Origin of the sequence: Nocardia puris, assembly GCF_036051655.1 — a bacterium.
GTDB classification, from domain to species: domain Bacteria; phylum Actinomycetota; class Actinomycetes; order Mycobacteriales; family Mycobacteriaceae; genus Nocardia; species Nocardia puris.
Map to the genome: position 1 here is coordinate 2631693 of NZ_CP107943.1, position 12042 is coordinate 2643734.

9 protein-coding genes and 1 pseudogene are annotated in these 12042 nt (G+C 70.3%); 6 read left to right on the forward strand and 4 right to left on the reverse strand.

All coding sequences use genetic code 11. The features are described 5' to 3' along the window. Nucleotide 1: 1 nt before the first annotated feature. The 4 genes from OHB21_RS11945 to mftR2 all read right to left on the reverse strand — a co-directional run bounded on the left by OHB21_RS11945 (nucleotide 2) and on the right by mftR2 (nucleotide 5031). Nucleotides 2-817, reverse strand: a complete 816-nt coding sequence (locus tag OHB21_RS11945) for an alpha/beta fold hydrolase (protein WP_195124664.1) — start codon at nucleotides 815-817, stop codon at nucleotides 2-4. 124 nt (nucleotides 818-941) lie between these two features. Then, nucleotides 942-3032, reverse strand: coding sequence for an elongation factor G (gene fusA / locus OHB21_RS11950; RefSeq protein WP_328438688.1), 2091 nt, complete (start codon nucleotides 3030-3032; stop codon nucleotides 942-944). A 216-nt stretch (nucleotides 3033-3248) separates the two neighbouring features. After that, on the reverse strand, nucleotides 3249-4334 hold the full coding sequence (locus OHB21_RS11955) for a ferredoxin--NADP reductase (protein ID WP_067506362.1): 1086 nt from the start codon (nucleotides 4332-4334) through the stop codon (nucleotides 3249-3251). Between the two features lie 73 nt (nucleotides 4335-4407). After that, nucleotides 4408-5031, reverse strand: coding sequence for a mycofactocin system transcriptional regulator MftR2 (mftR2, locus tag OHB21_RS11960; protein WP_084537440.1), 624 nt, complete (start codon nucleotides 5029-5031; stop codon nucleotides 4408-4410). Between the two features lie 215 nt (nucleotides 5032-5246). On the opposite strand from mftR2, the gene mftA reads away from it, so the two are divergent. The 6 genes and pseudogenes from mftA (at nucleotide 5247) to OHB21_RS11990 (ending at nucleotide 11555) form a co-directional block, all read left to right on the forward strand. Then, on the forward strand, nucleotides 5247-5348 hold the full coding sequence (mftA, locus tag OHB21_RS11965; protein ID WP_067506365.1) for a mycofactocin precursor MftA: 102 nt from the start codon (nucleotides 5247-5249) through the stop codon (nucleotides 5346-5348). 17 nt (nucleotides 5349-5365) lie between these two features. Next, a pseudogene (gene mftB, locus OHB21_RS11970) lies at nucleotides 5366-5605 on the forward strand (mycofactocin biosynthesis chaperone MftB); the annotation flags it as partial. A 90-nt stretch (nucleotides 5606-5695) separates the two neighbouring features. Then, nucleotides 5696-6919, forward strand: coding sequence for a mycofactocin radical SAM maturase (gene mftC / locus OHB21_RS11975; RefSeq protein WP_067514417.1), 1224 nt, complete (start codon nucleotides 5696-5698; stop codon nucleotides 6917-6919). A gap of 231 nt (nucleotides 6920-7150) precedes the next feature. Next, on the forward strand, nucleotides 7151-8554 hold the full coding sequence (mftF, locus tag OHB21_RS11980; RefSeq protein WP_328438692.1) for a mycofactocin biosynthesis glycosyltransferase MftF: 1404 nt from the start codon (nucleotides 7151-7153) through the stop codon (nucleotides 8552-8554). A 61-nt stretch (nucleotides 8555-8615) separates the two neighbouring features. Continuing rightward, nucleotides 8616-10058: a mycofactocin dehydrogenase MftG gene (mftG, locus tag OHB21_RS11985; protein WP_067514411.1), complete on the forward strand. Its 1443-nt coding sequence runs from the start codon at nucleotides 8616-8618 to the stop codon at nucleotides 10056-10058. A 126-nt stretch (nucleotides 10059-10184) separates the two neighbouring features. Continuing rightward, a complete protein-coding gene (locus tag OHB21_RS11990) occupies nucleotides 10185-11555 on the forward strand; it encodes a GAF domain-containing protein (RefSeq protein WP_067514413.1) in 1371 nt (456 codons plus the stop codon). Nucleotides 11556-12042 lie beyond the last annotated feature (487 nt).

The following is a 12042-nucleotide window of genomic DNA, read 5'->3' on the forward strand; positions in this document are numbered from 1 at the left end:
GTCAGGAGAGCAGGAAGGCCGTCACGTCCGGCGTGAAGTACGGATGGTTGACCGCGCCCGTGTGCGAGGCGCCCGGATAGATGACCAGGCGCGAGTCGGGGATGCCGTCGGCGGTGCGGCGGAAGATCTCGGTGGTGTAGAAGCCGTCGTTCTCGCCGCCGACGATCAGGGTGGGAACCGTGATGTCGCCGAGGCGGCCGGACAGATCGAATCCGTCCTCGGCGCGCACGAACGCGAGCGTGTCGGCCGGATTCGCCGGGCGCACAAAGGGATCCACCAGCCAGAACCCGGCGGCCGCCAGCTTCGCCACCACCGGCGACTTGAACCCGGCCGAAGCCATGTGGTGCAGCGCCCGCTTGCCTTCCGCGGCGGCCGTCGCGTACTTCACCTGCGACGATTTGGCCGGCTCCTCCAAGCGATACGCCGAGGCGGCCACCACCAGCTTGCGCACCACCTCGGGATGATCCGCCGCGAGCTGCAACGCGACGGACCCGCCGGAGGAGATCCCGAGCACGTCCACGGGCTCGCCGAATTCCGCGTGCAACGCCTCGGCGTGCTGGGTCGCGATATCCGCCATCGTGGTGCCCTCGGGCATCCCGGGCGCGCGGGTCACCGCGTAGATCCGGAACACCCGCGCCAACCCCGCCAGCGCCTTGACTTCCGAATTCCGCATCCACCCTTTCGGATTCGCGTGATCGGGGGTGAACCACCGCAGGAACACCAGCGGCCGCCCTTCGCCGAACGCGTAGTACGGCATCCCGTGCTCCAGCGTCCCTTCGGTCACCACCAGATCCCGCACACCGGCCGACCTCGCCATCACAACCTCCCGATTCACCATCACCGTCGCCGAGAACGTAACCCACCGACGGGCTGCGCGCGATAACTGCGGAGGTCATGGCGAGTGCCCGCGCCACCGGGAGGGTGGCGCGGGCACCGGCCGGTCAGCGACGGGCGTCGCCGGCACCACCCCGGCCCGGGACCTCGGCGTAGGTGTCGAACGCCATCGTGTAGGTGGCCCGGCCCTTCGTCCGCGAGCGCAGATCGCCGATGTAGCCGAACATCTCGGCCAGCGGGACCGACGCGTCGACCACGCGGGCGCCCGCCCGCTCGGTGATCGCGCGGACCCGGCCGCGCCTGCCGTTGAGGTCGGCGATCACGTCGCCGAGGTGCTCCTCGGGCGTGACGATCTCGACCGACATCACCGGCTCCAGCAGCGCGGGCCGCCCCAGCTCGAGCGCGCGGCGCACCGCCCCGGCGGCGGCCGTGCGGAACGTGAGCTCGCTCGAATCCCGCACGTGCGCGGCGCCGTCCAGCAGTTCGACGCGCACGCCGACCACCTGGTGCCCGGCCAGCACACCGTCGGACAGCGCGTCCTGCGCGCCCGCGTCGACGGCGGGCACGAATTCCTTCGGCACCCGGCCGCCGACCACCCGGCTGGCGAACTCGTAGGTCGCGCCGTCCTCGGCCGCGAACGGCCGCACCGCGAGCACCACCTTCGCGAACTGGCCGTGCCCGCCCACCTGCTTGCGGTGGGTGAACTCGACCCGTTCCACGGCGGCGGTGATCGTCTCCCGGTACGCCACGCGCGGCGCGCCCGCGTTCGCCGACACCCCGAACTCGCGGCGCATCCGGTCGACGTACAGGTCGAGTTGCAGCTCGCCCATGCCGCCGAGGACCGTCTGCCCGGTCTCCGGGTCGACGCGCACCGCGAACGTCGGGTCCTCCTCGGCGATCCGCGCGATGGCCAGCGCCAGCTTGTCCCGGTCGGCCGCGGTGCGCGGTTCGACCGACACCTCCAGCACCGGGTCGGGGAAGGTCACCGGCTCCAGCACGATCTGGTGGTGCGGATCGCACAGGGTGTGGCCGGTGGTGGTGTCCTTCAGCCCGATCACAGCGCAGATGTCGCCGGCGAGCGCCTCGGTGACCGGCAGCTCACGGTCGGAGTGCATGCGGAACAGCTTGCCGATCCGCTCCTTTCGTCCGGTTGTCGAATTCAGCACGGCCGCACCGGGTTCCAGTCGCCCGGAGTAGACGCGCAGGTAGGTGAGGCGCCCGAAGTACGGGTGGGCCGCGACCTTGAACGCCAGCGCGGCGAACGGCGCGTCGACGCTCGGGTCCCGGCGCTCGAGCGTGAACTCCGCGCCGGGCCGGTGCCCGACCGCCGGGCCCACGTCCACCGGAGCGGGCAGGTACTCGACCACCGCGTCGAGCAGCGGCTGCACGCCCACGTTGCGGAACGCCGAACCGCACAGCACGGGGTGCAGGCGTGCGTCCAGCGTCGCGCGGCGAATGGCCGCGGTGAGCCGGTCGATCGTCGGCTCGACGCCGTCGAGGTAGCGTTCCATCAGCTCGTCGTCGGTGTCGGCGACGGCCTCCACCAACAGCGTGCGGTACCGAGCGGACAAGTCGCGCAAGGCTTCCGGGATCGCGACGGTTTCGTAGCGGGTGCCCGAGGCGGTGTCGCCGCGCCACACCTTCGCGTTCATCGCGATCAGGTCGACGACGCCCTCGAAGGTGTCCTCCGCGCCGATCGGCAGCTGAATCACCAACGGCCGCACCCGGAGTCGCTCCTCGATGGACCGGACAGCGGTGAAGAAGTCCGCGCCGAGCTTGTCCATCTTGTTCACGAAGCACAAGCGCGGCACGCCGTACCGGTCGGCTTGGCGCCAGACCTGTTCCGACTGCGGCTCGACACCCTCTTTGGCGTCGAAAACCGCCACCGCGCCGTCCAATACGCGCAGCGAACGTTCCACCTCGGCCGTGAAATCCACGTGGCCGGGCGTATCGAGGATGTTCACGCGATATCCGCGCCACGCGCAGCTGGTGGCCGCCGCCGCGATGGTGATGCCGTGCTCGCGCTCCTGCTCGGTGCGGTCCATGACCGTGGTGCCGTCGTGCACCTCGCCGAGCTTGTGGGTCACGCCGGTGTAGAACAGGATGCGCTCGGTGAGCGTGGTCTTGCCCGCGTCGATATGCGCGGTGATGCCGATATTGCGCAAGCGGGTGCGGTCGATGCGTGTCTCGCGAGTCATGGGAATTCCCCGGTCCGTCAACTGGATTCGTCGTCTGTCGCGACGCTCGCCTGGTTGTTGCGTTCCGGGGACGGCACGAGCATCGTGTCGCGCGGAGCCTGCAGGCGCCCGCGGGGGACACGCTGCCGATCTACCTCCGCGCTCGCGGAAATGCCGTAATCATGGGGAATTGTCTACCCGCCGGGGCGGACGTTTGTCGACCGAATTTCGCGGACCTCAGAACTGGATGCGGAGTTTGTCGGTCACCGGCCGGGCCTGGCAACCCAGAATGTAGCCGTTCTCGATGTCCTCGGGGTCGAGGATTTCGGCGTTCTCCATCTCGACCTTGCCCTCGAGGACGGTGCAGGCGCAGGAGCCGCACTCGCCTTCCTGGCAGGAGTAGGGGACGTCGATGCCCTTGGCGAGCATGATGTCGACCAGGGTTTGTTTACGGGGCCAGGACAATTCGTGGATCTCGCCGTCGAGTTCGACCTCGACGGTGGCGGCGTCGGCGGCCTCCTCCTCGCTCACCTCGACCGGGGCCTGGTCGGCGAAGGGGTCTCCGGCAAGCGAATTGAAGACTTCGGCGTGGGTGCGGGTGCGCGGGACGTCGAGTTGGGCCAGCGCGTCGTGCACGCGGTCCATGAAGGGCTTCGGGCCGCACATGAACGCCTCGTACTCGGTGTAGGGCGCGACGAGCGCGGCCAGCGAGTCGGCGGTGGGCAGGCCCTGGAGGGGTTCGAGCCAGTGGATCACGCTGAGCCGCTGGGGATTCTTGTCGACGAGCTCGCGCAGTTCGGCGGCGAAGATGACGCCGTCGGCGTCGCGGTTGGCGTACACCAGCACGATGCGCCCGGTGCCGCGCGCCAGCGCCGACTTCAGGATCGACATGACCGGCGTGATGCCGCTGCCCGCGCCGAACAGCAGCAGGTTCTCGTCGAGGTTCTTGGGCGTGAAAACGCCGGAGGGCGGCAGGAGTTCGAGCTCGTCACCTGCTTTGACGTTGTCGCACAACCAGTTCGAGCCGTAGCCGCCCTCGGTGCGCTTGACCGTGACCTTGGGCAGGTCGTCGGTGTGCGGCGAGCTGGCCAGCGAGTAGCAGCGGGCCACCGATCCGGTGAGTTCGCTGGGAATGCGCAGGGTGAGGAATTGGCCCGGTTTGTAGTCGAACTTCTCGCGCAGGTCGTCGGGTACCTCGAACACCAGGGAGCAGGCGTCGGCGGTCTCGGTGACGACCTCGGCGACGCGCAGCACGACCGACCGGGACCCGTGGGGTACCTCGACGGTGGCCGCGCCCGTGGTCGGCTGGCTGCGCTCGGTCATGTCGTCCTCTCGAACCCGGCGGCGCCGCCGGGGCGTGCGGGCGCCGGCGGCAAAACTAGAACGTGTTTCAGTTTCATCGTACGTCGCCACCCCGCTGCCGGACAAGCTGGGCTTCCAAGCCGGCGACGAGCACCTCCATGCCGAAGTCGTAGGTGTATTTCCCGCGCAGGTCGGGCATGTACTCGGTGGCCCGGCGCACCACCTCGGGCAGGGCGACGTCGGTCAGCGGCGAATGCTCGCGCGGATTCACCCGGCGGCGGCCGAACAGGTAGGTGTGGACGGTCGCGTAGCCGGAGAGCACATTGCGATCGGAGAAGCCGGCCTCGGCCAGGATCTCCATGATCGCGGCGATGAGGTCGAGCTGTTTGCCGAGCATCTGCTCGATGAGCACATCGCCCAATCCGGGATGCTTGCGCAGCTTCTCGTCGATCTGGTCGACCAGATCGCGCAACCGCTCCTGCCATGGACCCGATTCCGGCGGCGGGGTGCGCACGCCGGTGAGCGCGGCCGAGGCCACCAGATCGAGCAGTTCCCGCTTGTCGGCGACGTAGTAGTACGGCGCCATCGGGGAGACGCCGAGCTCACGGGACAGGCGCCGCATCGACAGCTTCTCCACGCCGTCCTCGCGCACCACGCGCAGCGCGGCCTCGACGATCTCGGACTCCGACAGGGTGTTGCCGCCCCCGCTCGTCTGCATTCGCCCCATGCCACCTCTACTGCCGCGGGCATCTGCCGCCCGTCACGTCCTGTTCAGCTGCTCCCTCGGAGTCTAGAGTGCCGCGCCCGGCGTCGTCGGCGGTGCGGTCAACCCGGTCACCGGGATCGGGTGTTCCTTTTTGTCACTCTATGACGCTAAAGTGTGTGACGCGCGCTACATGGGCGCGCCCAGCCCGCATCACTCGGAGGTTTGTCATGTCGCACCGGTTCCTCGCGCCCACCGACACCGACGAAGAGCTCGTCGAGGAGACCCTCATCGAAGAGGTGTCCATCGACGGCATGTGCGGCGTCTACTGACGCCGGGGGAGCGCACCGTGCTCGATCTCGATACCCGCTGGCAACTGCACCCGAGGGTGGCGCTGCGCCCCGAGCCGTTCGGCGCGCTGCTCTACCACTTCGGCACCCGCAAACTCTCGTTCCTGAAGAGCCCCAGGATCGTCGAGCTCGTCCGGTCGCTCCCGGAGCACGCTTCGGCGCGGGGCGCGCTGCGCGCGGCGGGGATCGCCGACGCGTCGGCCGACCCGTACGTCCGCGCGCTGGCGCAACTGGCCGAAGGTGAGATGATCATCGGCGCGCCCGGCCCCGTGCCGGACGCCGCGGGAGCCGAGCCCGCGAAGGCGCGGGCCGTCCGGCCGGATGCGGGGGTGGTCCCGCGGCCGGACGGCGCCGCGCCCACCGACCGCGCGGTGCGGCTGATCGACCGGTTCGAAACCGGTCTGGCCGCGCCGATCTGCCTCACCTGGGAACTCACCTACGCCTGCAATCTGTCCTGCGTGCACTGTCTTTCGTCGTCGGGTCGCCGCGACCCGCGCGAGCTGAGCACCGAACAGTGCAAGGCGCTGATCGACGAGTTCGAGCGGATGCAGATCTTCTACGTCAACATCGGCGGCGGCGAACCGACTGTGCGCCCGGACTTCTGGGAACTGGTCGACTACGCCACCGCCCACCACGTGGGAGTCAAGTTCTCCACCAACGGCGTTCGCATCACGCCGGAGGTGGCCGCCCGCCTGGCCGCGAGCGACTACGTGGACGTGCAGATCTCGCTGGACGGCGCGACCGCCGAGGTGAACGACGCGGTGCGCGGGCCGGGCTCCTACGACATGGCGATCCGCGCGCTGGAGAACCTGGCCGCGGCCGGCTTTCGCGACGCGAAACTCTCCGTCGTAGCGACCAGGCACAATATCGCCCAGCTCGACGAGTTCCGCGCCATCGCCGAAAGGTACGGCGCCACACTGCGGTTGACGCGGCTGCGGCCCTCGGGACGCGGCGCCGACGTGTGGGACGAGCTGCACCCCACCCCCGAGCAGCAGCGCGTGCTCTACGACTGGCTGCTGCGCAACGGGGAGGGCGTGCTGACCGGCGACTCGTTCTTCCACCTCTCCGCCTTCGGCCAGGCCCTGCCCGGCCTCAACATGTGCGGCGCGGGCCGGGTGGTGTGCCTGGTGGACCCGGTGGGCGACGTGTACGCCTGCCCGTTCGCCATCCACGACCGCTTCCTGGCCGGAAACGTGGTGTCCGACAGCGGTTTCGAGCGGGTGTGGCGCGAGTCCGCGTTGTTCTCCGAGCTGCGCGCGCCCAGCGGCGGCGGCGCGTGCTCGGGCTGCGCGCACTACGACTCCTGCCGGGGCGGCTGCATGGCGGCGAAATTCTTCACCGGACTGCCCGCCGACGGCCCCGACCCGGAGTGCGTGCAGGGGTACGGCGAGGCGGCGCTGGCCGACACGGGGCGCACGATTCCGCGCTCCCCGGTGGATCACTCGCGGCGGGCGGCGCCGCGGCGCTCTGGTCCGCGCAAGTCGGGTCCGGTGCCGTTGACGCTGTCGGTGGGGCGGCCCTCGCGCGCGTGCGACGAGAGCCCGCTGGGATGACCGAGGTCCGGTTGCCGGCGGTGCGCTGCCGACCGGATCCCGGCCCGTCGGCGGCGCGGGCCGCGGCGGTAACCATCGCGTTGCCAAGGGTTGTGGTCGGGGTGATCGCAACCCGGGGGCAACACGCGCTCGCGGGTGCCGCGCGCGGTCACGGTCCGATTCGTGCGGAATTCCGTCCTTTTTTACGGACCGATGATGCTCGCGCGCGAATCTCCGCCTAGCATGCCAGGAATGCGCCATGATCGATTGCCCGACGGCTTCGGGGTACGGATCGATCCACGGGTACGCGCATACTCCGGGGGACGCATCCTGGTCGGCGGTTCGCCCGCCCGGTTGCTGCGACTTGCCCCGGAGGCCGCCGAGATGATCGGCGACGGGTACCTCGAGGTCGACGGTCCCAAGTCGGCGGTCGTTGCCAGACGGCTGCTCGACTCCGGTGTCGCCAATCCGCGGCCGCGGTTGCTGCCCTCGCCCGACGACGTCACCGTCATCGTGCCGCTGTACAACAACGCCGAGGGGCTGGCCCGGTTGCTCGCGGCGCTGCGCGGCCACCACGTGATCGTCGTCGACGACGGATCCGATCAACCGATCCGCGTGCCGGAGGGCCACGGCAGCCGCTGCCGGGTCACCGTGCTGCGCCACGACCGCCCGCAGGGGCCGTCGGCGGCGCGCAACGCCGGGTTGCGGGCGGCGACAACCGAATTCGTGGCCTTCCTGGACTCCGACGTGGTGCCGCGCAGCGGCTGGCTCGAGGTCATGCTCGGTCACTTCAGCGATCCGGAGGTGGCGCTGGTGGCGCCGCGCATCGTGGCGCTGGACCCGGAGTCCAACGCGCTGGCGCGCTACGAGCACACCCGCTCGTCGCTGGATCTGGGCAGGCGCGAGGCGGCCGTCACCTCGCGCGGCATGGTGTCCTACGTGCCCAGCGCGGCGCTGCTGGTGCGGCGGCAGGCGATGCTCGCCGAGGGCGGCTTCGACGAGACCATGCGCGTGGCCGAGGACGTCGACCTGTGCTGGCGGCTGGAGCGCTCGGGCTGGCGGCTGCGCTACGAGCCGGCCGCGCACGTCGCGCACGACCACCGCGTTTCGTTCACCTCCTGGTTCGGCCGAAAGGTGTTCTACGGCACCGGCGCGGCCCCGCTGGGCGATCGCCACGGCAAGGAGAAGGTGTCGCCGCTGTCGGTGCCGTCGTGGACGGTGCTGGCCGCGGTCCTGTTCGCCACGCTCACCCGGTGGGGATTCCTCGGCGCGCTCGTCACGCTCGCGACGGCGCTGACGCGGCTGCGGCGGGTGTTCGCGGAACTGGACAACCCCACCCGGGTGGCCGCGATCTATCTGGCGCGCGGCTTCTTCGCGGGACTGTGGCGGCTGGCTTCGGCGATGTGCAGGCACTATTGGCCGATCACGGTGCTGGCCATGGTCGCGTCGCGGCGCATCCGTCATATCGCGGTGACGATGGCGGTGGCCGACGGTCTGGCCGACTGGTTCACCCATCGCGACGCGGGCGGGCTCGACCCGTTCCGCTACATCGCCTACAAGCGGCTCGACGACATCGCCTACGGCACCGGGCTGTGGGTCGGCGCGTTCCGCGCGCGCAGCCTCGAGTCGCTCAAACCCACGGCGCCGCCGCAATGATCGCCGCGCGCTGATCTCTTCCCGCCGCCGCGCGTGGCGGCGCAGTCAGGAGCGAGTTCGGATGGTCCACACCTTGATCGTGGGTGGTGGCACCGCGGGGTGCGTCCTGGCGGCCCGGCTCAGCGCGGACCCCGCGCACACCGTCCGGGTGCTCGAAGCCGGGCCGGGCGTCGTCCCGCCGGAGCTGCGCGACGCGAGCCGGATGCCGATCGGCCCGGACTCGCCGTGGTTGTGGCGCTACCCCGCGACGCTGGCCGACGGCCCCGAGGTGACGGCGGAACTGGTGCGCGGCAGGGTGATCGGCGGTTCCAGCTCGGTCAACGGCAGTTACTTCGTGCGCGCGCCCGCCGCCGATTTCGCGGCGTGGACGAAGGAACTCGGCGGCGACGAGTCGTGGTCGTTCGACGCGGTCCTGCCCGCCTATCGCGCGCTGGAGCGCGATGCGGACTACGGCGCGGCGCCCGGTCACGGCGCGGACGGCCCGATCCCGGTGTGCCGCACCGCCGATCCGGCACCGGTGAGCCGCGCGTTCGCGGCGGCCGCCCGCGACGCCGGGTTCGCCGAACTGCCCGACCTCAACGCGTTGCCGGGCTCGGGTCCCGCCGACGGCGTGGGGCCGGTGCCCTGCAATGTGGCCGACGGCGAACGGGTCGGCACGGCGACGGCGTACCTGGCGCCGGTGCTGTCGCGGCCGAACCTCACCGTGGACGGCGGAATCCTGGTGACGCGCATCCTCTTCCGCGGTGACCGCGCGATCGGCGTCGAATACCGCCGCGGAACCGCGGCGTCGTCGGCGTGGGCGGACCGGATCGTGCTGTGCGCGGGCGCGATCGAATCGGCGGCGTTGCTGTTGCGTTCGGGGGTCGGGCCCGCCGCCGACCTGGCCGCGCTCGGCATCCCGGTCGTGCGCGACGCGCCGGTGGGGCAGTGGTGTACCGATCACCCGGAGATCGGCGTGGCCTACCGCCCCGGCCCACAGCTACCGCCCCGGGCAACCGTTCCGCTGGAGTTCGCGCTCACCGTCGGCGGGGTGGAGATCCGCCCCTACACGGTGTCGTTCGCCCCTCCCGAGTACCGGATGGGGGTTGCCCTCATGCGCCCGCGCGGCAGCGGCGCGCTCCGGTTGCGCGTGGCCGATCCGGACCGCCCGCCCGCGATAACTCAGCACTGGCTGGCCGAACGCGACGATCGCGAAACGCTGCGCGCGGGCGTCTCGGTGGCGCTCGACGTGCTCGCCCGCATGCCGGGTACGCTGCCCCTACGCGCCGACCCGGACACCCCGTGGCTGCGTGCGAATCTTTCCATCTCGCAACATCTCTCGGGTAGCTGCCGGATGGGCACGGCGGACGATCCGCGCGCCGTGGTGGATGCCCGTCTCGGCGTGCGCGGCCTGACCGGGCTGTCCGTCGCCGATCTGTCGGTGGTGCCGGTGCCGCTGGGGCGCGGGCCGCAGGCGAGCGTGGTGATGATTGCCGAACGTGCCGCGAGGTACCTCACACCATGAAGTGAAAGACGCGTGGGTCACAAAACGGCTAGGAACGCACCGGGTGTGAGCTGGCGGACAAAGAAGAGCATCCGTCATTGCCTGGGGATACGCGCCGGTACAGTTTGGGGCGGGAAAGAAAGGCAAATGGTCAGCAATCTCGCAGGTGGGCGGCCGTCACGGCAGAGCATCGAGCCGGGCACGCAACTCGGCGCCCTGGAAGCCTATGCCGCGCAAGCACACGGATATCTTAGCGCCGGTGGCGAACAACTGTCGCAGCTGGCCGGTTTGCTGCGCCCGCTGGTGCTGGAGTCGTGGATGCGCAGCCTGCGCGGCGGCGTGGACCCCATGGACGTGCTCAGCGAACGCGGTCTGCGCGGCACCGATCTGCAGCGCTACCGCGACGCCCATCCCATCGCGGCGCTCATGCCGCTCATCGACAAACTGCTCGTCCAGGACGCGGCGGCGACCGGTCTCATCGTGGTGGTCGCCGACCAGTTCGGCCGCGTGCTCTCGGTGCACGGCAAACCGGAACAGGTCACCGCGGCCGCCGAGATCGGTTTGCGCGCCGGTGACGATCTGAGCGAACGCCGCGTCGGTACCAATGCCGTCGGGCTGGTGGTGCGCACCGGGCGCGCCACCTGGATTCACGGTCCCGAACATTTCCTGCACCGCATGCACCAGATCACCGGCGCCGCCGCGCCCGTGCACGATCCGGACGGCCGGTTGGTCGGCGTGCTGATGATCGCGGGCGGCGTGCGGGTGGCCAGGCCCGAGATCCTGGCGCTGGTGAAGGCCACCGCCACCGCGGCCGAGATGGATCTGGTGCTGAGCGCGATGCGGTCGGCCCAGCACGGCGGCGCGGGGCGGGCCCGGCCGGAGCCGGCGGTGAGCGCCGAATCGCGCGGGCTCGGTCTGGACGTGCTCGGGCTCGGCCAGCCGCAGTTGACCATCGCGGGCGACCGGGTGCCGCTGTCGCAGCGGCACGCCGAGATCCTGCTGTTGCTCGCCGAACATCCCGAGGGTCTCGGCGCCGATCATCTGGCGCTGCTGCTCGACGACACCGATCTGGACAACGGCACCATCCGCGCGGCCATGTCGCGCTTGCGGTCGGTGGTGGGCCCGACCGTATTCGGTTCGCGCCCATACAAGTTGCGCGTCCATGTCGCAACCGATGTGGAGGCGTTGCGGGCCGCTTTGGATTCCGGTGATGTCGATTCCGCATTACGGCTTTATGCCGGACCGGTATTACCGCGTTCGGCCGCGCCGGGCGTCATAGATATTCGCGACGAACTGCGCGTGCGGTTGCGCACCGCGGTGCTCGGCTCGGGCGAGGCGGCCGTGTTGCGCCGGTGGACGGCGGGCGCGGAGGGGCGCGACGACGCCGCCGCGTGGGCCGCCTACCGGGCGACGGTGGACCGGGACTCCCCGCTGTATGCGCAGATCGAGGCCAAGATCCGGGTGCTCGACCGGCGCCTGGGCGCCGATGCAACGCGGATGCAACGTTTCGGCTCATAGTCTGCACATCCGAAAGTGCGATAGCTCACATTCGTGACCCCTGGGCGGTCGCGCGCACGAATCTGCTCGGAGTTTGCTGTGGCCCGAGAGCGACCAGGTCGAACGTCCAGAACTTTTTAGCTGAAATCGTTCCTTTTTATTATCGAACCGCCTAGTGTTCGCAATGCGCGGGTGACATCCGTGTGATCTAGGAAACATCGCCGGGATCGAGGACCGAGGTCCCGGCAGTGACGTTGGAGGCACGATCAAGAGTTAGGCAGTACCGGGGCGCCAGTGGTGTCCGCCGCGGCGGTGGCCCACGGCCACCGATCCGTCTCACCGAATCTGTTGGATCTCGCGCGGGTGACGTCGTCACCGTCCGCGCTCATGCCGAATCGCCGAGGGCGCCGAAGCCGGGCATCCGGGTCGACCGACCCATCTGCTGCGGCCCGATCGTTGCTGCCCGAAAGCCGTTCGGACGGTTGTTGTTTCGCCGAAGGAGGCTCTG